Raw genomic sequence first — 25,103 nt, forward strand, 5'->3', positions numbered from 1 at the left:
AGTCGCGCCGCGTACTATTCACGTGCGGGCCAGCCGATCCGACGCGCATGTGCTGAGGTGGGAGTAAGCCCTATTCGTCGTCGCCAAGCTCGGCGGTTGCCGGGTAGGTAGCGAGCTGAGGCTGGCGCGCCAAAAACACGATACTCGCGATGAGTCCACCCCACACGAGCACGGCAGCAACGATAAAGAATGTCAGGGCGATGCCACTCATTTTGTGAGATCCTTCAATGCTGTGGCGCTCGGCCACGGGGTGAAATCGTCGGGATCATGCTTCCAGCGCATCGCGGTCATCACAATCGAACCGGTGAGGATCAGCGCGATCGTGCCCCAACCAGCGACCGCAAGGAACCACAGCGGGTAGCCCTCGTAGCCGTCCGTGACAAGAACGATGATCCGCTGGATGAGCATGAAGAAAAGCGCGATCGGTGTGAGGATGCCGATGAGCAATTGCCAGACGCGGCCCACCTTGAAGGTGGATACGGCGTTGAGGTGCGCGGCCAGTTCGGGGCCTTTACGGAACACCCAAACCACCACAATGGTGGCAGCAATCGCCGCGGCCACGATTCCGATGTTATTCGCCCACTGGTCGACGGTATCGAGAGTGAATAGGCCAGTGGTGGTCGAGAACAGCAGCACCGAGACGACGGCGAGCACTGATCCGACACGCACCGCGGCCTGTCGCGCGCTGATTCCGAATTTGTCCTGGAACGCGGATGACACGACCTGCAGGATTGACAGTAGAGAAGTGAATCCGGCCAGGACAAGTGAGCCGAAAAACAGCGCACCGAACAGTGGTCCACCGGGCATTTGTGAAACGATCGCCGGGAAGGTGATGAACGAGAGCCCCACGCCGGTAAGCCCCTCGAGTTCGTTGATCCCCACACCCTGTTGGAACGCGAAGTAACCGAGGGTCGCAAACACGCCAATGCCGGCGATGATTTCAAACGACGAGTTCGCGAAGGCGACAACCAGTGCCGGCGCGGTGACGTTGGCACGACGGCTGCGGTACGACGAATAGGTGATCATGATGCCGAATGCGATCGACAGGGAGAAGAAGATCTGACTGTACGCGGCAATCCAGACGTTGGGGTTGCCGAGTGCGGCCCAGTCCGGAGTGAATAGAGCATCCAGCCCGGCCATGGCCCCATCCAAGAACAGCGCACGCACGACGAGGATGAGAAACGCCACGACCAGCAGCGGCAAAAAAACTACATTTGCTCGCTGAATACCCTTGGCGATGCCGCCGCCGAGTACGACAAGGACAACGACCCAGACGAGCACCAGCGGGATGAGTACGGCCGGCACGAACTGTGCGCTGAAGCCGGGAGCTGTCGCCTGCAGGAATTCGCCGGTGAAGAATCCAGCGGTGTCATCTCCCCAGCGCAGGTCGAAGCTGAACATGAAATAACTCGCAGCCCAGGCGACGACGGCGGCGTAATAGATGGCGATGAAGACACAGATCCACACCTGAAACCAGCCGAGCGACTCGAGCCACTTGCCAGCTGTGCCACCGAGCCGACGGAATGCCGTGGGTGCTGAACCGCGAAAGCGGTGACCGATCGCATAGTCGAGGAACAGAATGGGGATGCCGGCGGTGACCAGTGCAATCAGGTAGGGGATGAGGAATGCGCCACCACCATTCTCGTAGGCGACTCCGGGGAATCGCCAAATGTTGCCGAGGCCCACTGCCGAGCCGATCGCCGACAGGATGAAACCCCACTGGCCCGTCCATTGTTCGCGCGGTCGCGAGGCGACCGACCCACTCTGCACCGACCGGTGTTGCACCGACTCTTCTTGCACTGGCACAGTTGCTCCTCTGCGTTAAGGCCATACCGAATTCGCGGCGCTATGTGACTCTTTTGGGGGTGATTTCACGTTAACACTCGTGTGTGCCGAGATGCAACCGGCGCAGCCGATGTGCTCAGTCTGCGCTCACCATCATCAGCCGCTGGCGCGGCAAGCTACGCAAAAGGCCGCACTCCCGCGCGGGAGTGCGGCCTTTGGCGCGATCAGCGGATCAGACGCTGAAGTACAGTTCGTACTCAAACGGGGTCGGACGTTGTGCTGCCGGGATGATTTCCGCGGAACGCTTGTACGAGATCCAGGTCTGGATCAGGTCGGGTGTGAACACATTGCCGGCGGTAAGGAACTCGTTATCGGCTTCGAGCGCACGCAGGGCCTCTTCGAGCGATGCTGGCACCTGCGGGATATTCTTCGCCTCCTCTGGAGGAAGCTCGTACAGGTCCTTGTCGATCGGCTCGTGCGGCTCGATGCGGTTCTTGATTCCATCGAGCCCGGCCATGAGCTGCGCGGCGAATGCGAGGTACGGGTTGCCAGAGGCATCCGGTGCACGGAACTCGATGCGCTTCGCCTTCGGGTTGGTACCCGTGATCGGGATGCGGATCGAGGCGGACCGGTTGCCGGCGGAGTAGACCAGGTTGACCGGGGCTTCGAAGCCGGGGATCAGTCGACGGTAGGAGTTGAGCGTCGGGTTTGTGAACGCGAGCACTGCCGGAGCATGCTTGAGCAGTCCGCCGATGTACCAGCGGGCGATGTCGCTGAGTCCGCCATAGCCCTTTTCGTCGTAGAACAGCGGCACGCCGTCGTTCCAGAGCGACTGGTGCGTGTGCATTCCCGATCCGTTGTCGCCGAACAGCGGCTTCGGCATGAAGGTCGCGACCTTGTTCCACTCCAGCGCGGTGTTCTTCACGATGTACTTGAATTTGAGGATGTCATCGGCCGCATGCACCATCGTGTCGAAGCGGTAGTTGATCTCCGCCTGCCCTCCGGTGCCGACCTCGTGGTGGGAGCGCTCGAGGATGAGCCCCGCATCGATCAGCTTGAGGCAGATGTCGTCGCGCAGGTCGGCCTGCTTGTCGACCGGGCTCACCGGGAAGTAGCCGCCCTTATACGGTGTCTTGTTGGCGAGGTTGCCGCCCTCTTCGACGCGTCCCGAGTTCCAGGCGCCCTCTTCAGAGTCGACGAAGTAAGAGCTGGAATTCTGGCGTACGTCGTAGCGCACGTCGTCGAAGATGTAGAACTCGGCCTCCGGGGCGAAGAACGCAGTGTCGGCGATGCCGGTCGAGGCGAGGTATTTCTCAGCCTTCTTGGCAACCTGGCGCGGGTCGCGAGCGTAAATTTCCCCATTGCGCGGGTTGTAAATGTCAAAGATCATGATGAGCGTCTTCTCGACGCGGAATGGGTCGAGGTAGGCGGTGGTCACGTCGGGGATGAGCTGCATGTCCGATTCGTGAATCGACGCGAAGCCGCGGATCGACGAGCCGTCGAAGAGCTGTCCGACCGAGAAAAACTCTTCGTCGACGGTCGAGGCAGGAATATTGAAGTGCTGCTGCACACCGGGAAGATCGGTGAAGCGAATATCAAGGAACTTGACGTTCTCGGCCTTGATGAACTTGAGCACCTCTGAAGAATCACTGAACATGTGACTTGACTCCAATGGGGTTTGGAACTGAGTGCGGCGGCGATCGCAGCCAACTGCACGTTAGACGAAGGGAGTTTCGTCACGGTGTCGCTATTGTTTCACGCATGTTACGTCGAGGCGGCGAACGTAGAATCTTGCTATGGCCAAGCCCCGATCATCCGCCCCGCCGAGCGAATGGCCCGGCCGTCACTTTGGCCTACCCGCCAGCGGTCCGAGATCGATCGTCCGGTTCGGACGTCGGCTCGCGGCCTTCGTTATCGATATCGGAGTCGGTGCGCTCATTTCCTACGCCTTCTTCGACTATGACCGCTGGGCAAGCCTGGCCGTCTTTGCGGCGCTGCAGATCATCTTCCTCGTGTTGGTCAGTGGCAGCGTCGGTCACCTGCTGCTCGGGATGCGAGTGGTGCCACTCACCTCCGGATGGATCGGGATCTGGCGACCGGTCGTTCGCACGCTGCTGCTATCGCTACTCGTTCCCGCGCTTATCACCGATCGCGACCGACGAGGGCTTCACGACCGGATCGCTGGCACTGTGCTTGTTCGACGATAGGCCTGCCACCGGTGATGAAGTGGCAGCGCCATACATCGTTTCGAACGCGATGACCTGTGGCTGATCGGGTTCGGTCAGCGGGCGCGCGGGGCGCGGGCACGCATCGGATCGACACCCTTGGGAATGGGAAGCTGGTTCTTGCCGAGGGATGCGAGGCGGTTGCTCACGGCATAGATCTCGGACCTGTTTAGAGAGCGCTTGAATCGCGCCATGCGGCCAGCGAGTTTGTGCAGCGGCACCGCGTCATCATCCGGTCCCACGTGCAGGAAGTGCACGCTCACATTCGGAAGAATCCGCGTGACCCGACGGCGCTCCTCCTCCAGCATCTTTAAGGTACGACTCTTCGGCCCCTCACCGATGAGAACGACGCCACCATTGCCGACGGCACGGTATACGGCGTCCTGGGTCTTGGGGCTCACCGCTATCGGCATTTCGCTCGCCGTCCAGCCGCGCCGCAGCGAGCTCTTGAGTACGGCACCGACAGCACCGGCCTGACCCTGAATCTGCGCATAGGCGGCGCGCTCGGCAAGACGGCCAAGCACGATGAGGAAGATCAGCATGCCACCGAGCACGCCAGCGATGACCCACAGCACAAAACCGAAGACATTCCCGACGCCGGAGATCAGGAAGCCGGCGACTACGCCTGCTGCGACCGGTGCGATGAAGGCGAGGAGAAACCACCAGATCGCGTTTGGGTCGTAGCGACGGGTCATCTTGAAGACCCGATACATCTGCTTGAGCCGGCCGGGTTCTTTCGCAGGTTTCGGTGTCGAATTCTTGGTGCGTGCCATGTGACAAGGATACGGCCTGGCCGTCTTGCTTCTGCTCCCTCCCCGAGGGGTGGTGTGGCCAGGTCTGCACAGCTTCAGATCGATGCGGGAAGCGGATGCTCCGGGTGTTGCAAACTCGCAGCATGGAGACCGTCGGCGGCTATCGACTCGTACGAACACTCGGTATTGGGGCGCGATCGCATATTTACCTTGGACATGCGGGATCACGAGAAACGCCTGCCGGTGATCGCATCGCGGCGATCAAGGTGTATCGACCGGCGACCGATGACGCGAGCATCGATCGAGAAATCGAAGCGCTCGCACGGGCGTCGTCGCAACACCTGCTCGAGTTGATTGACTTGGCGACCGGTCCGGATGGGAGGCCGTGTCTCATCCTTCCCCGGCTTGGATCAGGAACTCTCGCCCGTCTGCTTGCCGTGCGCGGCACCGTGGCACCGGGAGAGGCAGTGAGCATACTGGTGCCGGTTGTTCAGGCAGTGCAGGAGCTACATCGGGTCGGAGTCGCGCATGGGGCAGTGGCTTCGAGTTCGGTGTTGTTCGACGACCGTGGTGCGCCAGTACTCGCGCGGTTTGGTGCCGCCTCCCTCATCGGCGACTTCCCCATCGACGGCAGTGGGCCAAGCCTCACCCCAGCCGAGCTCGATGCAGAACCGCGTGCGATCGCCGATCGCACCGCACTGCAGGGCCTGCTGATGACCGTGCTCGACCGGCTGGAGCCAGGATCGCCCCGCACGCTGGATGCTCTGCGGCAGGTATTTTCCGATTCCGCGTTCGGGATGGCACGGCTCTTAGACATCATCGATCTCCTATTCGCACTCGCGCCGGCATTACCGATTCGGTTCGATGAGGCACCACTCGACTCATTGACATCGCTGTCGCTTATCCGCCCGGGCCCCGATCCGGTGTCGCCGCTGGCTGTATTCGGCCCGGGTTCCCCAACCCCGATGTCTGAGTTCTCCAGTTCAAAGTCACCCACCTCAGAGATGCGTGTGGGAACTGCCATCCGACACTTCACTCGCCTTCTGTCCACGGCTCGCATCGTTGGGGTGGCGGACACGCATCCCTTTGCGCGTTTTCGTCAACGTGTTTTCGGTTTCCTCGCACCGGTGCGGATGCCGGTATGGATCGCCGGCGGCGCCGGAATTGCCGCACTCGTCATCGCGCTCACCGTGATTCCCGCCGCACGATCCGAGACTCCAGCTGGCAGTCCGGGGGCGACGCCGACCAGCACCGCCTCGGCTCCGACGCAGGGCGCACCGTCGGGTTCACCCCGATCGTCGGGTGCCGGTGCACCCGCGCCCGGTGCGGCCCAGAATCCGGAGGCTCCGAAAGCAACCAGGGAAAGCGATGATCCGGTCGCCGCCGCCCGCGCTCTTCTTTCGATACGGTCGAAGTGTTTTTCGGCAAAGTCCACGACCTGTTTCGACTCGGTCGACCAGGTCGGTTCCGCCATGATCGAAGCTGACCGCGATTTGTTCCGCCGTCTGGTCAGCGGGGCACCGCTGCCGATCGAGGCGACACTCGACGGGTTCACGCCGCAGCTCATCCAGCAATGGGGGGACTCGGCGATCCTCCAGCTGGTGGCTGCCGACGGCAGTGCCGCGAGCATGACGAATCCGGCCCCGCTTCTCTTAGTGAGAGGCGAGACCGGATGGAGGATCAGAGACCTCTCGCTCGGCTAGGCCGAGCGGGCGGTCATGCTGTCATTTCGGATCGAGGCAGGTGCCTAATAGCCGATATTGCCGGCGAAATCGCCACCTTCGAGGCGGGTCTTCACTGCCACGAGGAATCGAGCAGCGTCAGCACCGTCAACGATGCGGTGATCGTAAGACAGGGCGAGGTAGACGGTAGAGCGGATCGCGATCGCATCCAATCCGCCGCTGGAGACGACCACCGGCTTCTTCGCAACGATTCCCGTGCCGAGAATCGCCGACTGTGGCAGGAAGACAATCGGGGTATCGAACAGGGCACCGCGGGAACCGGTATTGGTCAATGTGAAGGTGCCTCCGGCAAGCTCGTCGGGCTTCAACTTGTTGTCGCGCGTGCGTGCCGCGAGGTCAGCGATCTGAGTAGCAAGACCAGCGAGGTCTAGCGAACCGGCATCCCGGATCACCGGCGTCAGTAGCCCACGTTCGGTGTCTACCGCGATAGCCATGTTCTCTTGAGGCGGGTACACGATCGTGTCGCCGTCGATCGTCGCGTTGATGATCGGGAAGGCCTTCAGCGCCTCGGCTGCGGCGAGCGCAAAGAACGGTAGGAACGATAGCTTTTGACCGGTCTTCGAGAGGAACTTCGCTTTGACCGAGTTGCGGAAATTCGCAACCAAGGTCACATCCACTTCGACTACCGAGGTGAGCTGGGCGGATGACTGCATGGAGATGACGGCTCGTTCGGCAATCACCTTGCGGAGCCGGGACATCGGAACGCTCGTGCCGCGCAAAGGCGAGGTTTCGAGGACCGCTGCCGTGACAACAGGCACAGCGGCTGGACCGGATGCGGTGGCACTCTGGTCCGCCGCCGCGATCACGTCCTCTTTGCGGATGCGCCCGCCGACCCCGGATCCGACGATCGTGGAGAGATCGATGCCCTTCTCATTAGCGAGTTTGCGCACGAGGGGGGTGACGTAACCCGGGTTTGCATCGATCGCGTGCGTTGGCACAGTGGCGTCGACGGGAACAATGGCATCGACTGGGGCTGGGGCAGGGGCATTGGTGGGAGCGGGGGCATCGACGGAAGCAGCCGCCACCGGCGCGGGAGGCGTGACCGGCACTGCGGCCGCGGCGGGCGCATGCTCCGGAGAAGGAATCGGCGCGGGAACTTCTACCGGCGAGGGAACTGCGACCGGTGCTATGACCGGTGCAGGGGCTGCGACCGGTGCTGAAACAGGGGCGGGTGCCTGGGTGTGCACCTCGACTGCGGGTGCGGGTGCGGGTTCGGGCGCCGCCACTTCTGCGGGTTCGGGCTGCACTGCGGCTGCAGGCTGCGCGGCTTCCACCGGAACCTCGGGCGCGGCCTCGGGGGAGCTGGTGCCGTCACCGATGGTAACCAGAGGCGTGCCGACTTCAACGGTCTCGTCCTCGGCCACCAGAATAGCCTCGATTATGCCGGCAATGGGGGATGGGATTTCGGTGTCGACCTTGTCGGTGGAGACTTCGAGCAGTGGCTCATCCACCTCGACGCGGTCGCCCACGTTCTTCAACCAGCGGGTCACCGTGCCCTCGGTGACACTCTCTCCGAGTGCCGGGAGGTTGACGGATTCGCTCATCAGTGATGCTCCTTTAGACCAGTTTTGCGTAGTTAGCTTAGTTCGATGATGGCGGTGCTCCAGGGAGCTCCGCTTACATCGCGTGGAGCGGTTTTCCGGCGAGTGCCAGGAAGGCTTCGCCGAGTGCTTCGTCTTGTGTGGGATGCGCGTGCAGCAGCGGCGCGAGATCTTCCGGGTACGCTTCCCAGTTCACAATGAGCTGAGCTTCTCCGATGAGTTCCCCAACGCGCGCACCGATCATGTGCATACCGACAATCGGGCCGTCGTTCACCCGGACGACCTTGATCGATCCCGCGGTGCCGATGATATGACTCTTGCCGTTGCCGGCGAGGTTGTAGTCGTAGGTCGTGACCTTGTCGGCACCGTAGATTTCGTGTGCTTTGTTTTCTGACAGCCCGACCGACGCGACCTCAGGGTCGGAGTACGTGACCTTGGGGATGTTGAGGTCCTCGATCGCGACCGGGTTCAATCCCGCAATCTCCTCGGCGACGAAAATGCCGTGCTGGAAACCACGGTGCGCGAGCTGCAGTCCGGGCACGATATCGCCGACGGCGTAGAGATTCGGGATATTGGTGAGCAACCGTTCATTGGTGATGACGAAACCGCGATCCATCGTCACCCCGACCTCTTCGTAACCGAGGTTCGCGGTCGATGGCCCGCGGCCGACCGCCACGAGCATCAGGTCGGCCTCGAATGTCTGGCCGTCCTCGAGAGTTACGACAACACCCGTCTCGCTCTGGGTGACGCTCTGGAAGCGTGTGCCGAGGCTGAACTTGATGCCGCGCTTGCGGAATGCCCGCTCGAATTGCTTGCTGATCGACTCGTCCTCGTTGGGAACAAGGTGCGGCAGCGCTTCGATGATCTGCACGTCGGTTCCCCATGACTTCCAGATGCTGGAGAACTCGACACCGATGACTCCGCCGCCGAGCACGATGACGCTCTTGGGCTGGAAATCGAGCTCGATCGCGTGCTCGGAGGTGATGACTCGCCCGCCGATCTCGAGGCCGGGCAGCGAGCGGGAGTACGAACCCGTTGCCAGGATCACGTTCTTGCCGACGAGTGTGTGCTCCCCGACGGTGACGGTGTTGGCTGCCGTTAGATGCCCCTCACCCTCGACCATGGTGATACCGCGCGCCTTGATCAAGCCCTGCAGGCCCTTGTACTTGCTTGCCACGATTCCCGCGCGGTAGGCGTTGACCGCCGCGATATCGATGCCCTCGAAGTGGGAGGTAACACCGTATTTTGCAGATTCGCGGGTGACATCCGCTACCTCGGCGGAGTGCAACAGCGCCTTGGTCGGGATACACCCGACGTGCAGGCAGGTCCCGCCGACCTTTCCTTTTTCGACGAGGGCTACGGATAACCCCAACTGGCTTGCTCGCAGAGCAGCGGCATATCCGCCGCTTCCTGCTCCGAGGATGACGATGTCGAAATTCTGCTCAGGCACCCGGTGGCTCCCTTGGGTTTCTTTATGAAGTGTGCGTGAATCCCGCCCACGGTTGGGCTTTGGATCGCGTCGCCCGATAGTTTTCGGGCCACAAAAAGCTTACTACGCGAGCGAAATCTCCTCAGCCAGCGCGATCAGAGTCCGCACAGCGACGCCGCTTGGACCCGTACCGATGTAGCCGTAACCGCCGCCAGCGTTATGAGCCGGCCCCGCGATGTCGATGTGCGCCCAGGGGATGCGCCCGGCTGAGGCATCCACCTGATTGCCGACAAATTCCTGCAGGAAGACTCCGGCCAGAAGCATTCCCGCGGCGGTGTTACCGATCTTCGCGTTGGCAATGTCCGCGACATCCGATTTCAGCAGCACGCGAAGCTCACCGGGCAACGGCATCCCCCAGAATTGCTCTCCAACGATCCGCGCCTGCGCTGTGACTTTGCCGACGAGGGCGTCATCGCCCATGACGCCGGAATAGCGATCGCCGAGAGCCACACGCTGCGCCCCGGTGAGGGTTGCGACATCAATGATCGCGTCGGGGAACTCCTCGCTCGCGGCGACGAGTCCGTCGGCCATGACGAGTCTGCCTTCGGCATCCGTATTTAGTACCTCCACGGTCGTTCCACCGCGCATCCGGAGCACGTCGTTCGGACGCACGGCGGAACCCGACGGCATATTTTCCGCAAGGCACAACCATGCGGTCAGACGCACGTTGAGGCCGAGACGCGCCGCAGCGAAGACCACGGCCATCACGGTCGCCGCACCGGTCATGTCGTATTTCATCCCCACCATGCCTGCCGGTGGCTTGAGCGACAGCCCACCGGTGTCGAACGTGATGCCCTTGCCAACGAACGCCAGGTGCTGCGTTGCCGCCGCTGGGGAGTAGCTGAGCTTGACGAGCCGTGGCCCGCGAGCGGATCCCTGACCGACACCGAGAATTCCGCCAAAATCTCCCGCGAGTAGTTCGTCTTCCGCCATCACCTCCACCTGGACGGGAAGATCCGAGGCGAAGTCGAGAACGGCGTCGGCAAAACTCTCTGGATACAGGTCTGCGGGCGGAGCGTTGACCAGGTCGCGCACTGAATGAATGGCTGAAGCAACAATCGCTGCGCGAGAGAGGAGTTCATTTGCGGCCTCGATCCCGTTCAGATCTACAGATGTTGTGACAGTGATCTCCGTCGCGGGAACCTTTATTTTTTCCAGTGACGATGACCGATACGCGGTGTACGAGTAGGCGCCGATGGCTGCACCTTCCAGAACAGCGAGTACCTCAGCAGCCGACAGCGTCGGGAGGGCGATCACCAGCGAAGCCACACCGGTGAGGCGACGGGCGGCGGTTCCGGCGGCGTAACGCAAGGAATCCGCGCTTGGGCTGGAGCTACCGAGCCCAACCAGGGCGATGCTGCGAGCGCTGCCCGCCGATGCCGGCACGCGCACCAACTCGTCCACGCCGCCGGTCACGCCGATCATGGCAAGGTCCGCCGCGAGGTCGGAGAATGCCGAGTCTTCCGTGACCAAGCGCGGGCCGTCATCCGTCGTCCTCACCCCGAGAACCAGCACGTCGGCAGCAAGCGAGGAAGGAGATTCGGCAGAGAGCACAAGGGCGGGAACAGTCATGACGCCATCGTATCCGCGCCACGGGATCCTGCTCGCAAGCCAACCAGGGCGGGCCTGTTCGCTCTCGGCACCAACCCCAGGGCGGGCCTATGGCTGAGCTCGACCTAGACTTAATCAATGCAAAACCCCGAAGGTCTCTACGAGTTGAACCCGGGCGTCATCGACGTGCCAGAGGGACTTCACCTCGTGGCCGGCCTCACCGGCTTCGCTGACGCAGGCGCGGCCGTTACCCAGTTGAGTGAATACCTTCTCGACACGGTCACTCACCGGGAGGTCGCGACTTTCGACGCCGATATTTTGCTCGACTATCGGGCGCGCCGTCCCACCATCTACTTCGATCAGGATCACCTGGCCGACTACCGCCCGCCACGCCTCGCGCTCTCCATCGCAACCGACGAGATCGGCCAACCCTTCCTGTTTCTCACCGGCTTCGAGCCCGACTTCCAGTGGGAGCGGTTCAGCGAAGCGGTGATGCAGCTCATCGCCCGGTTCAAAGTGAAGACGACAACCTGGGTGCATGCGATCCCGATGCCGGTGCCCCACACCCGCCCAATCGGGGTCACGGTGAGTGGCAACCGTCCGGAACTCATCGAGTCGATGTCCATTTGGAAGCCGCGCACGCAGGTGCCAGCCAATGCTCTTCACCTGGTCGAGTACCGGCTACAGCAGCAGTCTCACCCCACCGCGGGATTCGTTCTGCTGATCCCGCACTACCTCGCCGACACCGAGTTTCCGGATGCTGCCGTGAAGGCGCTCGAATCGATCAGTGCGGCCACCGGGCTGATTTTTCCGACCGACGCCCTGCGCGAAGAGGGACGGGACTTCCTCACGAAGATCGATAGCCAGGTCGAGACCAACTCGGAACTCGCGCGACTGGTCGGCACTCTCGAAGAGCGTCACGACTCCTATATGGAGGGAAACCCATTGCGTTCGCCGCTCACCGACATGGACGGCGAGCTGCCAACTGCCGATGAGATCGCCGCAGAGCTGGAGAACTTTCTTGCAGCTCGCCGCACCGGCGAAGAGACCGACCCCTTCTTGCCCTGAGCTGGGTCCGCCAAGGCCCAAACGACCCCGGGCTACAGTGGAACGGTGAATTCGCGGCGATCCTGGCTCATTTGGGGAGTCGCCCTCTTCGCCTATCTCGTCGCCGTACTGCAGCGCACCTCGCTCGGTGTTTCCGGCATCGAAGCTGCCCACCGATTCGGAGTATCGGCTTCGGCCCTCTCCAGCCTCGCGGTCGTGCAGTTGGTCGTCTATGCCGCCCTGCAAATCCCGACCGGCGTACTGCTCGATCGAGTCGGACCGAAGGTGCTGATCGGGACAGGAGCCGTCCTGATGTTAGCCGGGCAAATAACTCTTGCCCTCGCGCCGTCGATCGGTATTGCGGTTCTCGGGCGCATTCTCGTCGGAGCAGGTGATGCACTGACCTTCATCTCGGTCATCCGGTTACTCGCTCTGTGGTTTCGCGGACGGATTCTGCCGCAGGTGTCGCAGTGGACTGGCAACATCGGTCAACTCGGGCAGGTCGTGTCTGCCATTCCGCTGTCACTGACCCTGCACCGCTACGGCTGGACGCCCGCTTTCCTTTCCGCTGCGGCGCTCTCGCTTGTGGCAGCGGTGCTCGTTGTCGTGTTGCTGTCCGATGGTCACCCGACGACACGACCGGGCGGTACCCCGTCAACTGACCGCCTCATCAACTGGCCGACGGCGCTGCGGCAGCTGCGAGAATCTCTCGCCCGTCCGGGCACACAGCTGGGATTCTGGTCGCATTTCGTCACCCAGTCTTCGGGCACCGTCTTCTCCTTGCTGTGGGGTTTCCCCTTGCTCACGGCCGGACTTGGCTACTCGCCAGGCACGGCATCGGGTCTACTCGCCCTGATCGTGCTCGCCGGAGTTCTGAGCGGACCGATCCTCGGCATTCTCACCGCGCGCTTCCCGATGCGGCGATCCAACCTGGTGATCGGAATAGTGGCAATGATCGGAGTCACCTGGACTGCAGTACTGATCTGGCCGGACCGTCCGCCATTCTGGCTTGTCGTTGCGCTGGTTGTGGTGTTAGGAATCGGCGGTCCCGGCTCGCTCATCGGGTTCGATTTCGCTCGAACCTTTAATCCCATGCGCAGCCTTGGCTCCGCAACCGGGGTCGTCAACGTCGGTGGTTTTCTCGCGAGTTTCGTAATGATGTACCTCATCGGGCTCATTCTCGACATCGAGAACACTGTTCGAGTGGCCGGGGGAGCGGCCAGTGATATCTACGGCTGGAATTCGTTCAGAGTCGCCTTGCTCACTCAATACGTTGTGATCGGCACAGGAGTGCTGTTCCTGATGCGGGCACGCACGAGAACTCGCCAGCTGTTGCACTCTGACGAGGGAATACAAGTGGCCCCGCTGTGGGTTTCACTAGTGAGGTTCTGGAGGCGCCGTAACGGCCGGTAACCCCCTACAGCTATCCGGTCGCATTGGCAAGGGTCATTCTGAATCCGTGCAATAATCAATCCAAGGCCCTTTCAGGTTTGCTTCATTCGAACGCAGCACCACTGCGCAAGAGTGTGGAACTTGACATGGGTCTTAGTGCTGCCCGAAAAAACCCGGCTATGCGTCGGACAAGGTCAGTGCTCCCAGTGATGGGCGTGTAACGCCTGACGATCTACTAGTGAAAGGTGACCCAATGGCCACCCGATCCAAAACCACTGCCGTCGCAGAACCGGACGCCGCTACCGAGGTCACTGTCGATCTCGCTGACGCCGTTGATCTGAAGACAGCACCAGCCAAGACAACTCCAGCCAAGACAACGGCAGCCAAGACAGCGGCGGCTGCGAAGGCAGCGCCTGCAAAAAAGGCACCACTGAAAAAGCCTGTTGTCAAGCGTGCCTCGAAGGCTGCAACCTCAGGGGATGAGCAAGGCGGCCCCTCGGATGAAGCAGAGGTCGTTGTCACAAGCCGGAAAAACGGCGTCGCCAAGGATGCTGATGGCAAGAATGCCGATGCGAAAGATGCCGACGCCAAAGACGCTGACGCTAAGGATGAGTCGTCCGAGGATTCGGACGAGGACAAGGACGAGAAAACCGCGGAGATACTGCCCTCGGGTGCGCTCGTACTGTCTCTTGTTGACGATGAGGATGAAGTCCCGGTCTACTCCTCCGCAATCACCGGCGCGACGGCCGATCCGGTCAAGGACTACCTCAAACAGATCGGGAAGGTCGCTCTTCTCAACGCTGCCGAGGAAGTCGAACTCGCCATGCGAATCGAGGCCGGTCTGTTCGCGGAGGACAAGCTGGCAGACATGACGCCCGCCGAACTCAAGTCACAGCTCGGTCGCGAGCTCAACTGGGTCGCCAAGGATGGACAGCGCGCGAAAAGCCATCTGCTCGGGGCGAACCTCCGCCTGGTCGTATCGCTCGCCAAGCGCTATACCGGGCGTGGAATGCAGTTTCTCGATCTCATTCAGGAGGGTAACCTCGGCCTTATCCGCGCTGTAGAAAAATTCGACTACACCAAAGGCTTCAAGTTCTCGACCTACGCCACGTGGTGGATCCGTCAAGCTATTACGCGCGCCATGGCCGACCAGGCCCGCACGATCCGAATCCCCGTGCATATGGTCGAGGTCATCAACAAGCTCGCGCGCGTGCAGCGACAGATGCTCCAGGACCTGGGGCGCGAACCCACGCCGGAGGAGTTGAGCCGCGAGCTCGATATGACCCCGGAAAAGGTCATCGAGGTGCAGAAGTACGGGCGCGAACCGATCTCGCTTCACACCCCGCTCGGTGAAGACGGCGACAGCGAGTTCGGTGACCTCATCGAGGACACCGAAGCTGTCGTGCCGGCTGATGCTGTGGGCTTCACGATGCTCCAGAAGCAACTGGAGTCACTGCTCGACTCGCTGTCCGAGCGAGAGGCCGGGGTAATTCGCATGCGTTTTGGCCTCGGTGATGGCATGCCGAAGACCCTCGATCAGATCGGTGACACCTTCGGTGTCACACGCGAGCGAATCCGGCAGATTGAGTCGAAGACGATGGCGAAGTTGCGTCATCCGTCGCGGTCGCAGTCGCTGCGGGACTACCTCGAGTAGACCCGGAACGACATGGTGATGGGTTCTGAAGCAAATGAAGGCAAGGCTCTCGAAACGGAGCTTGATGGTGTGCGCTACGAGCGCATCCCGATCAAGACCCGGCTCGTCGGCCCAACCGACGACATCGTGGAAATCGTGACAACATTCGCGCACTCCGTCGTGCGGCCGGGCGACATTCTGTTCGTCACCGAGAAGATTGTGGCCATCACTCAGGGCCGCGCTTATCCGGTTGACGAGATCACACCGCGACCGCTCGCGACCCGGCTGTCTCGCTACGTCACTCGCACACCCTCCGGTATCGGTCTTGGGCTGCCGGAGACCATGGAGATGGCCCTGCGCGAATGCGGCACTCCGCGCATCCTTTTCGCCGCTGCCGTTGCCGTAGTAACGAAGCCGTTTGGTCGGCGTGGCGACTTCTATCGGGTAGCGGGCCCCAAGGCACGCGGCATCGACGGCCCGACAAGTGGAACGATCCCGCCCTACAACTCACAGGTGGTGCTCGCGCCGGAACGGCCGTCAGAGGTCGCTGCTGTTCTGCGCGCCGCGCTGGGCACTCCGGTCGACGTGCTCATCGTCGACATCAATGATTTCGGTGGCAACGTGCTCGGTTCAACGCTTGACCGCACAGCAAATCGACTGATGGAACGAATCCTGGGGGATAATCCTCTCGGCCAGGGGCACCAATCGACGCCGCTCGGTGTGATCCGCCGCGTCGTCTAGGCCGGCACGCGAACGAGCATGCGGGTGCGGGTTCGCCTCTCAGAAACCAACGTACTGCTGGTAGCGCGCCCGGTTCCCAGTGCGGATCCCCGTGGCGCTTGGCTTGTTTTCGTAGACTCCGGCAGCCCAGTTGCCCTCCACGAGCACCGGTCCGTTCTCGCCGATGACCACGTCCCAGCCCACGTACTGCACCTGTGGTACGACACGGCATGCCAAATCGATGAAGATGAACAACTCGGGGGTCATTGGCAGCTGGAAGTCGACGATTGATACGCCGGATTCCGGATGGGTCGAATACACGTTCTCGTGCGAGTCGTACCCGGGACCGCGAGAATGGCCCTGCATATCGAGCATCGAGAAGAATCCCCCGTAGGTCTGCTGGTCACTCGCCTGGCCGCGGCCGAACTTCTGCGCCATTGCGAGCACGTGGGTGTTCTGACCGTCGAAGAATGTGGTGACGCGGGTGGTGTTTGCGGTGCCAGGGCACAGAGCGGCGAGTGTCGGGTGCTGCGTGATGTACTCCTCGAGGAGGTTTTGCCCCTTCGCGAGCATCGAACTGCGAAGTCCGTCCCAGTCGGTGATGAGAGCCGCCTCATAGCGTTCGACGCCGTGTCCCGAGTCGCTGAACGGAACTTTCCCCATGACGCGTTCGTGTTTTTCGACGAACGCGCGCAGCTGGGCATCCGTCGTTTCGCGCACGTCGAGCCACTCGCGGCCCAACAGGTCAGCGAAGCGGCGATTGAACTCGAGCTTGTCGTGGAACAGCCCGCGGTACTCGGGCTGGTCGTACTTCATGGCGATGTGGTTGGAGAGCGAATTAGTCATGTAGGTGACTCGCTCCCGGCGGGTCAGAATGGCGAAATCGCAGTCGACATAGTCCTGAAATGCCGTGTTGCGAAATCCCGCCGACCACAGCATGTCAACCACAATCAGAGCTACCGGCTTGTTGAACTGCACAGCTACGCCGCGGGCCCGGATCAGGACGGATGCCGCATCAAATCCACGAACCCGACGTGCGAGATACTGAATGCGATTTTTCAGGCCGAGGCTCTGTGAATTGGCGGTGGCTCTGGTGTTAGCGATTGTTCCACTCCCGTCGATGACCGATGACCGGTATACAGTCAGATCGACAATCCTAACCGGCGAGCTGCCCAGCGCCCGGCGAGCAGCGCGATGAGGCGGTATTCTCGAGGTCGTGCCAGCGTGCGCTGGTGGAGAGGGACGCATCGATGCAGGCCAATAGCTGGCGAGCCACAGCTCGAATTGATCTGGCGGCCATCCGACAAAATCTTGTCGTTCTTACTTCGCGCTACGGCACCAAAAAGTACGTTGCGGATATCGCCGCCGATGCCTACGGGCACGGTACGTCCGAGGTCGGCCGGCTTGCTCGCAAAGCGGCGGTGACAGTGTCGGAAAGCTCTAACCCGCTTGGAGGAGAGCTGTACGGACTCACCCGCGACCCGCTCTTGCATGCTGCCATGCGTGTGAGCGCCCTGGTGATCGCTACGAAAACCATCGATGCGGGAGAGGGAGTCTCCTACGGGTATACCTGGCATGCCCCGACGCGCACCAACCTTGCACTCGTCGGGATCGGTTATGCCGATGGTCTTGATCGGAGCGCAAGCAACGTGGGATCCCTTCTTCTCGGTGGGGTAGAGCATCGCATCGTGGGGCGTGTGGCGATGAATGCCCTCGTGCTCGACCTGGGTCAGCATTCCGCCGCCATCGGTGACGAGGCTGTGGTCTTCGGTGATCCGGCTGTTGGCGAGCCAGCCGTCGGGGACTGGGCCGGGCAGCTCGAGCGCCCGTGCGCAGAAATCGTCGCTGTTTTCGGTAGCCACCTGCCGCGGGAGTACCGATGGTAGTGGACCTGCCGCAGACCGCACCGACGGCTACGATCGACCTCTCCGCCTATCGTCGCAACCTCGCACGGCTGGCCGCGCGGGTTGCTCCGTGTGCGCTGATGGCTGTCGTCAAGGCGGATGCTTACGGACACGGCCTGGTCCCGGTCGCGCGCGCGGCAGTAGCGGCCGGGGTCGAGTGGATCGGCACGATCGACGTCGAAACGGGCCTCGAGCTGCGGCGAAACGGCATCCCTCGCGATGTGGCGGTGCTCACTTGGCAGCTCGCCCCGAACGAGGACTATGCCGCGGCAATCGAGGCCGAGCTGGATTTCGGGGTCTCGACCATTGGCCAGCTGGAGGAAATCGTGGCTGTCTGCGCCTCCCGCCGCGCGCGGGTACACCTCAAAATCGACACTGGCCTCCATCGCAACGGCGCGAGTGTCGAGGAGTGGCCGGCTCTCGTGGCACGCGCGCTTGCGCTGTCGCGCAGCATGGAGATCGTTGGAGTATGGACACACATCGCGGAGGCGTCGGAGAGCGAGGACTCTGCCGCGATCGATCGCTTCTCCGCTGCCCTCGCGGTCGCTGAAGAATTGGGTGCGTCACCGACTGTCCGACATCTCGGAGCCAGCGCCGCCGCATTCACCCGCGCCGATGCGCGGTTCGATCTGGTGCGGATTGGTGCGTTTTCCTACGGAATTTCCCCCGGGGACGGGGTTTCGCCCTCATCGCTCGGACTTGAGCCCGTAATGACACTGACGGCTCCGGTGACAGCCGTGAATCTCGGCATGGCGACGATTGCAATCGGCTACGGCGATGGGATCCCTAGCGCCGCGGCCGGGCGTGTACGGGTCGTGATCGACGGCCGCCCGTACATGATCGTCTCAGTGCAACTCGATCGCCTCACGATAGATATCGGAGATGCCACCGTGCGCCCGGGCGACACCGCTGCACTGTTTGGCGCCGGCGCACACGGCGAGCTGACTCTCCAGGACTGGGCCGACGCGCTCGGCACGATTGGCGAAGAAATTGTCACCCGGCTCAGTCCGCGCATCCGGCGTCGCTTTTTTTCTGAGGGTGTCGAACTTAACCGGTGACAGCAGAACAGCGCCCCGGCCGAAGCCGGAAGCGCTGTGTCAGATCGAGGACCGGGCGAGTCAGGCGCGGTTGTTTTGAAGCAGTCGGTCGGACTCGTCGTGCCAGTCGCTTGCGATGGTCGCAAGCTTTTCCTGGTACTTCTTGCCGTGGTGCGCGCAAAAGAGCAACTCACTAGTACCAATGGCCACACGAATGTAGGCCTGCGCGCCGCAGCTATCGCAGCGATCCGATGCGGTGAGCTGGTGGCTCGAGTCAATTTCGTCCGGTGCAGTCGTGTCCGGTGCAATCTGAGCCATGAGTTGCTCCTTTCAGTTTTCTATCAACAATTCGTTATTTACATACAAGCATGCGAGGGTGACATTACGGCGACAAAACCTGTGCATTTCGCTGAACGCGTACGCGCCCGGTGAAGGGGTGTCGTAGGTCGGTGGTGTGACTCCCGGTCGTTAGTGTTGAACACGGCCCCGAGAGGATCCATTCCTTGCATCAGCGATGTTGGCGGCGCCGCGAAGGAGATATGCGTGGCGAGCTCGGACTACTCCGCACGACACCTCTCGGTGCTCGAGGGGCTGGAGGCGGTGCGAAAGCGCCCGGGTATGTATATCGGCTCGACCGATTCGCGTGGGCTGATGCACTGCCTGTGGGAGATCATCGATAATTCTGTCGACGAGGCGCTCGGAGGCCACGGCGATGAGATCAGCGTTGTACTACACGCCGATAACAGCATCGAAGTTCGCGACCGCGCGCGGGGGATCCCCGTTGATATCGAGCCGAAGACCGGCCTCTCCGGAGTCGAGGTTGTCTTCACCAAGCTCCACGCTGGAGGCAAGTTCGGCAGCGGGTCCTACGCCGCCTCCGGTGGACTGCACGGCGTGGGAGCATCCGTTGTCAATGCACTGTCAGAACGTCTTGACGTCGAAGTCGATCGTGACGGCAAGACCTGGGCGATGTCATTCCACCGCGGTGAGCCCGGCAGCTTCGCTGACATTTCCGGTGGCCCGAGGGCGGATGCGGTGTTCACCCCGTTCGAGAACACGAGCGAGTTGAGGGTGACTGGCACGGTCGCTCGCGGCGTCACTGGCACCCGTATCCGTTACTGGGCAGACCCACAGATCTTTTCTCGCGGTACGACCTTCCAGAGCGATGAACTTGCGACCCGTGCGCGCCAGACTGCATTCCTCGTGCGCGGCCTCGGTATTGAAATCACCGACCAGCGAGGCGCGGATCCAACCTCTGAGCTGTACCGTTTCGACGGCGGGATCGGCGAATATGTCGACTTCCTCGCTCCCGATACCGCCCTCACCGAGACCTGGCGGATGACCGGGACTGGCACATTCTCCGAGACTGTTCCCGTGCTCGACGATTCGGGCCACATGGTGGCCACCGAGCTCGAACGGGAGTGTGAGGTCGATATCGCACTGCGCTGGGGTACCGGGTACGAGACGGTGTTCCGCAGCTTCGTGAATATCATCGCCACCCCAAAGGGCGGTACCCACCAGTCCGGCTTCGAAGCCGGAATGCTCAAGTTCCTGCGGTCGCAAGTGGAGCAGAACGCGCGCCGGCTCAAGGTTGGCACGGGGGCGAACAGCACCGAGAGGATCGAGAGGGACGACATCCTCGCCGGTCTCACGGCGGTGCTGACCGTGCGGCTGCCTGAGCCTCAGTTCGAGGGCCAGACGAAGGAGATCCTGGGGACTCCCGCCGTGCGCAACATCGTCGCTGCGGTAGTTGCGAAGACAATGGGGGAGAAGTTCGGCTCACCCAAGCGCGACGACAAGACCCAGTCGGCGCTCGTGCTCGACAAAATCGTCGCGGAGATGAAGTCTCGGGTCTCGGCCCGTGCGCACAAGGAGACACAGCGACGCAAAAATGCCCTGGAAAACTCCTCATTGCCGGCGAAGCTGGTGGACTGCCGCAGCTCTGATGTCGCCAACAGTGAACTCTTCATCGTCGAGGGTGACTCCGCGCTTGGAACAGCGAAGCTCGCACGCGACAGCGAATACCAGGCGCTTCTGCCCATCCGTGGCAAGATCCTTAACGTGCAGAAGGCGTCAGTGTCTGACATGCTCGCAAATAGCGAATGTGCCTCGATCATCCAGGTGATCGGTGCCGGCTCCGGGCGCAGCTTCGATCTCACGGCCGCGCGCTACGGCAAGGTGATTATCATGAGCGACGCCGATGTCGACGGTGCGCACATTCGCACCCTCCTGCTCACGCTTTTCTTCCGCTACATGCCCGACATGATCCGTGACGGACGCGTGTACGCCGCGGTGCCACCGCTGCACCGGGTGATCGTGATGAACCCCGGCACCAAACCCAATGAGACGATTTACACCTATTCCGAGCAGGAACTGAACGCCGTACTCACCGGTCTCAAGAGGACGAACAAGCGGTATCAGGATCCCATCCAGCGATACAAGGGACTCGGCGAGATGGATGCCGATCAGCTGGCAAACACGACGATGGATCGGCAGCACCGCACCCTGAGGCGTGTGCAGATCACGGATGCCGTGAATGCTGAACGCGTCTTCGAACTGCTCATGGGCAATGATGTTGCGCCGCGTAAGGACTTCATCATCGCGGGCTCGGATGGACTCTCCCGCGACCGCATCGACGTGTAGTCGGTCGCCGATCTGAGGATTGCGCTCAGCTGATCGGGCTGCCGATCGATCCGATGAGGCCGTCGAGTGGTGTACCGGATGCGTCGCGCCGAGCACCGGCGTCGGGAAGGGACCGCACCGCACCATCGAGGCCGACCGCGAGCGCAGGACCGATGCCTGCCCACGCCATGGTCAGCTGGTCTTCACCCCTGAGGAACGAGTGAGCACGCACCCCCGAAGTCGCGCGACCCTTGCCGGGAAACTCCGACATGGCTGACACCTTCGCGCGTCCCGTTTCCATGCCTGCAATGGTTGCGCTGCTGCTGGACACCGTTGCCACCACGACCTCGGACCCCGAATCGACCGCGCCAAAAAAGATGACCGTGGCTTTAGCGCCGAGGTTGATGCCCGCCATTCCGGCTGCAGACCGCCCCTGAGGTCGCACACTGGAGGCGGGGAAGTGCAGGAGCTGCGCGTGAGAAGTGACGAACAGCAGTTCATCGGTCTCGCTCGACTGCCGCACTCCCACAACCGAGTCTCCCGGCTTGAGGGAGATGATCTCGAACTCGGGTCGGTTCGCCCAATCCCCGGGGGTCAGCCGCTTCACTACGCCCTGTCTGGTGCCGATGGCGATTGCTTCGGCTGAGGTGAGCGACACCAGCGCGAGCACTCTCTCCTTCGTGGCATCGATTGCCAGGTAATCGGTTATCCGCACCCCGGCGGCGAGCTGGATCGAGTTCTCTGGAACGACCGGAAGATCGACGGGAGTGAGGCGGATCAGCCGCCCGAGCGAGGTTATCGCTCCGATCTCCGACCGGCGTGTTGTGACGATGGATGACAGGATCGCATCGTGCTTGGTTCGCCGGGCGGCGCGCTCTGGAAGCTCCGAAGCAGCGATAGACAGGTCGACACGGATGGAGCGTCCGGTCGTGGACAGGAACACCCGGCATGGCGTATCCGCGATCTCGAGCACGGCTGCGGCCGCCCGCGCTGCGACAGTCGTCCCGACCGGCGCACGTGCCTCGGTCAGCAGTGTGCGACGTGGTGTGCCGAAGCGCTCCGCCACCTCCTCGAGTTCGTCAGAGACCAGCTGGCGCACTCGCTCTGGCCCGGTCAGCAGTTGCTCGAGGGCGTCGATCTCGGACAGCAGTTGGTCACGTTCCGCCTCGAGTTCGATCCGGGAGAATTTGGTGAGGCGGCGCAGTCGCAACTCCAGGATGTACTCGGCCTGGATCTGGCTGAGGTCGAAGACATCCATCAACTTCGCGCGCGCCTGCTCGGTGTCATCGCTCGCCCTGATGACCTGGATCACCTCGTCGATGTCGAGAATTGCCACGAGCAATCCCTCGACGAGGTGCAGCCGCTCTTTTTTACGCGCAAGGCGGTACTGGCTGCGACGGGTGACGACAGAGATCCGGTGGTCGACGTAGACCTGCAACAGTTCCCGGAGACCCAGGGTTTTGGGCCCACCCTCGACCAGCGCGACACTGTTGATGTTGAAGGAATCCTCGAGCGGCGTGAACCGGTAGAGCTGCTCGAGCACCGCTTCCGGGCTGAAGCCGGTCTTGATTCCCACCACAAGGCGTAGGCCATGTTTGCGGTCGGTGAGATCCGTGACATCCGAGATCCCGTTGAGCTTCTTGGAGTTGACGCCATCCTTGATCTTCTCGATCACTCTCTCCGCGCCCACCATGTAGGGCAGCTCGGTGATGACGAGCCCAGCCTTACGCGCGGTGATGTTCTCGACCGAAACCCGCGCCCGAGTGCGGAAACTGCCGCGTCCTGTCTCGTACGCATCGCGGATGCCGGCGAGGCCGATGATGGTGCCGCCGGTCGGCAGGTCAGGCCCGGGGACGAACGACATGAGGTCATCGAGGGAGGCATCCGGATGCGCTATCAGATGTCGTGCCGCCCCGACGACCTCGATGAGGTTGTGCGGCGCCATATTGGTTGCCATGCCGACGGCGATGCCGGAGGCGCCATTGACCAGGAGGTTGGGAAAAGCCGAGGGCAGAACTTCCGGCTGGGTCAGCTGGTTGTCGTAGTTGGGCACGAAGTTCACGACGTCTTCGTCGAGATCCTCGGTCATCGCCATCGCGGCAGCGGTGAGGCGAGCTTCGGTGTAGCGCGGTGCTGCCGGCCCGTCATCCAGAGTGCCGAAGTTGCCATGGCCATCGATCAGGGGCACCCGAAGAATGAAACTCTGGGCGAGTCGCACCATCGCATCGTAGATCGATGCGTCGCCATGCGGATGCAGCTTGCCCATCACCTCACCGGTGACGCGGGCGGACTTCACATGCCCTCGATCGGGGCGAAGTCCCATCTCGGTCATCTGGTACAGGATGCGGCGTTGAACCGGCTTCAGTCCGTCACGGGCATCCGGCAGGGCACGGGAGTAAATCACGGAATACGCGTATTCGAGAAACGACCCCTCCATCTCGGTGGAGACGTCGACGGTATCGATGCGTTCCCCGTTGGGCTGTGACAGGGGGATTTCGGGAGTAGTCATAGGATTATCCCCATGCTACCGGCCACAAAAACGCACCGGTTTAGCCTTGCCGATGTCATGCCAAGTTGCCTCAAGGCGATTGTTCATGCTCCGAATCGGTTGTCGCTGCCGCCGGTGGAGAAGGCGATCGTGCTGCTGGTAGATGGGCTCGGGGCATCCGCGCTCAGCGCCCGGGCCGGTCACGCTCGCACTCTCGCGCCGTTGCTCAGTTCGGGATCCACAATCGGCGCGCGGTTTCCGTCGACCACGGCATCCGCGATTGCCACTCTCACCACCGGAGTGCCCCCCGGAGTTCATGGACTCGTCGGCTACAGCGTTCTCGACGCGGCTAACGACCGCGTCGTCAACCAGCTGAGCGGATGGGACGCTCGTCTCGATCCTGCGACCTGGCAGAGGGTACCGACACTGTTCGAAGAGGCACGGGATGCCGACATCCCGAGTTTCGCGATTGGGACCGAGCGTTATCGCTCCTCGGGCTACACCAGCGCGGTACTGCGCGGGGCGGAATATCGCAGTGGAGCGTCGTTGACTGAGCGCTTCGAGCAGGCGCGTTCCACACTCGATGAAATCGACAGCGGGCTGATTTATCTTTATGTGCCGGAGTTGGACCAGGCTGGTCACTCCGCTGGCTGGCAGTCTGCTGCCTGGATCAACGCGCTTGAGGAACTCGACCGGTCAGTGCGACTGTTCGCAGCGACCCTCGGCACGGGTGAGGGCATGCTGTTGACTGCCGATCATGGGATGCTCGACGTGCCCCTGCATTCCCAGGTGCTGTTCGATTCGGATTCGCGGCTCATCGACGGCATCCGATTCGTGGCGGGGGAGCCGCGCGCGCTTCAGCTGCATTTCGAGACCGACGCGTCGCCAGCGCTTCGGCAGTCAGTGTTGGCAGCGTGGCACGAAATCGAGGGGTCACGGTCGTGGATCGTGTCTCGCGCGGAAGCGATCGAATCCGGGTGGTTCGGTGCGACAGTCGACCCCGAGGTGATTCCCCGAATCGGAGACATCATCGTCGCGGCGCGTAAGGAGATCGCCTACTACGACTCGAGGGTCACCCGCAATACCGGTAGAAATATGGTGGGGCAGCACGGTTCGTGGTCATCAGAGGAGCTCGCCATCCCACTGTTGCGATTCGGAGCTTTCGCACGCTGACC

Annotated in this window: 20 protein-coding genes; 10 read left to right on the top strand and 10 right to left on the bottom strand. The window is 62.1% G+C overall.

Annotated features, from left to right (window positions below; genetic code table 11):
- Positions 1-70 precede the first annotated feature (70 nt).
- From IWX88_RS07970 to glnA, 3 genes are all read right to left on the bottom strand, one after another.
- Entirely contained in the window at positions 71-211 is a 141-nt protein-coding gene (locus tag IWX88_RS07970) for a MetS family NSS transporter small subunit (RefSeq protein ID WP_196829089.1), read from the bottom strand.
- Complete coding sequence (locus IWX88_RS07975; RefSeq protein WP_370568280.1) at positions 208-1,800, bottom strand: sodium-dependent transporter; 1,593 nt, start codon at positions 1,798-1,800, stop codon at positions 208-210. Before IWX88_RS07975 ends, IWX88_RS07970 begins: the two co-directional genes overlap by 4 nt.
- 217 nt (positions 1,801-2,017) lie before the next feature.
- Positions 2,018-3,442: a type I glutamate--ammonia ligase gene (gene glnA / locus IWX88_RS07980; protein ID WP_196829091.1), complete on the bottom strand. Its 1,425-nt coding sequence runs from the start codon at positions 3,440-3,442 to the stop codon at positions 2,018-2,020.
- Positions 3,443-3,581: 139 nt separating this feature from the next.
- On the opposite strand from glnA, the gene IWX88_RS07985 reads away from it, so the two are divergent.
- On the top strand, positions 3,582-3,992 hold the full coding sequence (locus IWX88_RS07985) for an RDD family protein (protein WP_196829093.1): 411 nt from the start codon (positions 3,582-3,584) through the stop codon (positions 3,990-3,992).
- Positions 3,993-4,066: 74 nt separating this feature from the next.
- On the opposite strand, the gene IWX88_RS07990 is transcribed toward IWX88_RS07985, so the two are convergent.
- Complete coding sequence (locus tag IWX88_RS07990) at positions 4,067-4,783, bottom strand: DUF4191 domain-containing protein (RefSeq protein ID WP_196829095.1); 717 nt, start codon at positions 4,781-4,783, stop codon at positions 4,067-4,069.
- A gap of 122 nt (positions 4,784-4,905) precedes the next feature.
- On the opposite strand from IWX88_RS07990, the gene IWX88_RS07995 reads away from it, so the two are divergent.
- Positions 4,906-6,465 (top strand): protein kinase, encoded by a 1,560-nt coding sequence (locus IWX88_RS07995; protein WP_196829097.1) that lies wholly within the window; start codon positions 4,906-4,908, stop codon positions 6,463-6,465.
- Positions 6,466-6,509: 44 nt separating this feature from the next.
- Here IWX88_RS07995 and IWX88_RS08000 read toward each other — a convergent pair whose 3' ends face one another.
- The 3 genes from IWX88_RS08000 to IWX88_RS08010 all read right to left on the bottom strand — a co-directional run bounded on the left by IWX88_RS08000 (position 6,510) and on the right by IWX88_RS08010 (position 11,106).
- The gene (locus tag IWX88_RS08000; protein WP_196829099.1) at positions 6,510-8,048 is read right to left on the bottom strand and encodes a 2-oxo acid dehydrogenase subunit E2; all 1,539 of its coding nucleotides are present in this window, start codon (positions 8,046-8,048) and stop codon (positions 6,510-6,512) included.
- A 73-nt stretch (positions 8,049-8,121) separates the two neighbouring features.
- Entirely contained in the window at positions 8,122-9,495 is a 1,374-nt protein-coding gene (gene lpdA / locus IWX88_RS08005) for a dihydrolipoyl dehydrogenase (protein WP_196829101.1), read from the bottom strand.
- Between the two features lie 102 nt (positions 9,496-9,597).
- Positions 9,598-11,106, bottom strand: coding sequence for a leucyl aminopeptidase (locus IWX88_RS08010; RefSeq protein WP_196829104.1), 1,509 nt, complete (start codon positions 11,104-11,106; stop codon positions 9,598-9,600).
- Between the two features lie 117 nt (positions 11,107-11,223).
- Here IWX88_RS08010 and IWX88_RS08015 point away from each other — a divergent pair, with 117 nt between their 5' ends.
- The 4 genes from IWX88_RS08015 to IWX88_RS08030 all read left to right on the top strand — a co-directional run bounded on the left by IWX88_RS08015 (position 11,224) and on the right by IWX88_RS08030 (position 15,898).
- Positions 11,224-12,153: a proteasome assembly chaperone family protein gene (locus IWX88_RS08015; protein ID WP_196829106.1), complete on the top strand. Its 930-nt coding sequence runs from the start codon at positions 11,224-11,226 to the stop codon at positions 12,151-12,153.
- A 45-nt stretch (positions 12,154-12,198) separates the two neighbouring features.
- Entirely contained in the window at positions 12,199-13,545 is a 1,347-nt protein-coding gene (locus tag IWX88_RS08020) for an MFS transporter (protein ID WP_196829108.1), read from the top strand.
- Positions 13,546-13,777: 232 nt separating this feature from the next.
- Positions 13,778-15,178, top strand: a complete 1,401-nt coding sequence (locus tag IWX88_RS08025; protein ID WP_196829110.1) for an RNA polymerase sigma factor — start codon at positions 13,778-13,780, stop codon at positions 15,176-15,178.
- Positions 15,179-15,196: 18 nt separating this feature from the next.
- Positions 15,197-15,898 (top strand): coenzyme F420-0:L-glutamate ligase, encoded by a 702-nt coding sequence (locus IWX88_RS08030; protein ID WP_196829112.1) that lies wholly within the window; start codon positions 15,197-15,199, stop codon positions 15,896-15,898.
- 39 nt (positions 15,899-15,937) lie between these two features.
- Here IWX88_RS08030 and IWX88_RS08035 read toward each other — a convergent pair whose 3' ends face one another.
- The gene (locus IWX88_RS08035) at positions 15,938-16,855 is read right to left on the bottom strand and encodes a sugar-transfer associated ATP-grasp domain-containing protein (protein ID WP_370568253.1); all 918 of its coding nucleotides are present in this window, start codon (positions 16,853-16,855) and stop codon (positions 15,938-15,940) included.
- Between the two features lie 254 nt (positions 16,856-17,109).
- Here IWX88_RS08035 and IWX88_RS14235 point away from each other — a divergent pair, with 254 nt between their 5' ends.
- Both IWX88_RS14235 and IWX88_RS08045 read left to right on the top strand, forming a co-directional pair.
- Positions 17,110-17,763, top strand: coding sequence for an alanine racemase C-terminal domain-containing protein (locus tag IWX88_RS14235; RefSeq protein ID WP_196829116.1), 654 nt, complete (start codon positions 17,110-17,112; stop codon positions 17,761-17,763).
- Positions 17,757-18,839 (top strand): alanine racemase, encoded by a 1,083-nt coding sequence (locus IWX88_RS08045; protein ID WP_196829118.1) that lies wholly within the window; start codon positions 17,757-17,759, stop codon positions 18,837-18,839. The genes IWX88_RS14235 and IWX88_RS08045 overlap by 7 nt, the downstream gene beginning before the upstream one ends.
- A gap of 60 nt (positions 18,840-18,899) precedes the next feature.
- Here IWX88_RS08045 and IWX88_RS08050 read toward each other — a convergent pair whose 3' ends face one another.
- Positions 18,900-19,136: a hypothetical protein gene (locus IWX88_RS08050; RefSeq protein WP_196829120.1), complete on the bottom strand. Its 237-nt coding sequence runs from the start codon at positions 19,134-19,136 to the stop codon at positions 18,900-18,902.
- Positions 19,137-19,361: 225 nt separating this feature from the next.
- On the opposite strand from IWX88_RS08050, the gene IWX88_RS08055 reads away from it, so the two are divergent.
- On the top strand, positions 19,362-21,461 hold the full coding sequence (locus IWX88_RS08055; protein WP_196829122.1) for a DNA topoisomerase IV subunit B: 2,100 nt from the start codon (positions 19,362-19,364) through the stop codon (positions 21,459-21,461).
- Between the two features lie 25 nt (positions 21,462-21,486).
- Here IWX88_RS08055 and IWX88_RS08060 read toward each other — a convergent pair whose 3' ends face one another.
- On the bottom strand, positions 21,487-23,949 hold the full coding sequence (locus tag IWX88_RS08060; RefSeq protein WP_196829124.1) for a DNA topoisomerase (ATP-hydrolyzing) subunit A: 2,463 nt from the start codon (positions 23,947-23,949) through the stop codon (positions 21,487-21,489).
- Positions 23,950-24,006: 57 nt separating this feature from the next.
- Here IWX88_RS08060 and IWX88_RS08065 point away from each other — a divergent pair, with 57 nt between their 5' ends.
- Positions 24,007-25,101 (top strand): alkaline phosphatase family protein, encoded by a 1,095-nt coding sequence (locus tag IWX88_RS08065; protein WP_231369042.1) that lies wholly within the window; start codon positions 24,007-24,009, stop codon positions 25,099-25,101.
- The last annotated feature ends 2 nt before the right edge of the window (positions 25,102-25,103 follow it).

The sequence above is a fragment of the Frigoribacterium sp. CG_9.8 genome, from assembly GCF_015751965.1.
Classification (GTDB): domain Bacteria; phylum Actinomycetota; class Actinomycetes; order Actinomycetales; family Microbacteriaceae; genus Lacisediminihabitans.

What these genes read in the sequence shown, in the direction of transcription:
- IWX88_RS07970 (WP_196829089.1), bottom strand. Translation starts at nt 211, where the DNA reads ATGAGTGGCATCGCCCTGACATTCTTTATCGTTGCTGCCGTGCTCGTG.
- glnA (WP_196829091.1), bottom strand. Translation starts at nt 3,442, where the DNA reads ATGTTCAGTGATTCTTCAGAGGTGCTCAAGTTCATCAAGGCCGAGAAC.
- IWX88_RS07985 (WP_196829093.1), top strand. Translation starts at nt 3,582, where the DNA reads ATGGCCAAGCCCCGATCATCCGCCCCGCCGAGCGAATGGCCCGGCCGT.
- IWX88_RS07990 (WP_196829095.1), bottom strand. Translation starts at nt 4,783, where the DNA reads ATGGCACGCACCAAGAATTCGACACCGAAACCTGCGAAAGAACCCGGC.
- IWX88_RS07995 (WP_196829097.1), top strand. Translation starts at nt 4,906, where the DNA reads ATGGAGACCGTCGGCGGCTATCGACTCGTACGAACACTCGGTATTGGG.
- IWX88_RS08000 (WP_196829099.1), bottom strand. Translation starts at nt 8,048, where the DNA reads ATGAGCGAATCCGTCAACCTCCCGGCACTCGGAGAGAGTGTCACCGAG.
- IWX88_RS08010 (WP_196829104.1), bottom strand. Translation starts at nt 11,106, where the DNA reads ATGACTGTTCCCGCCCTTGTGCTCTCTGCCGAATCTCCTTCCTCGCTT.
- IWX88_RS08015 (WP_196829106.1), top strand. Translation starts at nt 11,224, where the DNA reads ATGCAAAACCCCGAAGGTCTCTACGAGTTGAACCCGGGCGTCATCGAC.
- IWX88_RS08025 (WP_196829110.1), top strand. Translation starts at nt 13,778, where the DNA reads ATGGCCACCCGATCCAAAACCACTGCCGTCGCAGAACCGGACGCCGCT.
- IWX88_RS08030 (WP_196829112.1), top strand. Translation starts at nt 15,197, where the DNA reads ATGGGTTCTGAAGCAAATGAAGGCAAGGCTCTCGAAACGGAGCTTGAT.
- IWX88_RS08045 (WP_196829118.1), top strand. Translation starts at nt 17,757, where the DNA reads ATGGTAGTGGACCTGCCGCAGACCGCACCGACGGCTACGATCGACCTC.
- IWX88_RS08050 (WP_196829120.1), bottom strand. Translation starts at nt 19,136, where the DNA reads ATGGCTCAGATTGCACCGGACACGACTGCACCGGACGAAATTGACTCG.
- IWX88_RS08060 (WP_196829124.1), bottom strand. Translation starts at nt 23,949, where the DNA reads ATGACTACTCCCGAAATCCCCCTGTCACAGCCCAACGGGGAACGCATC.
- IWX88_RS08065 (WP_231369042.1), top strand. Translation starts at nt 24,007, where the DNA reads ATGCCAAGTTGCCTCAAGGCGATTGTTCATGCTCCGAATCGGTTGTCG.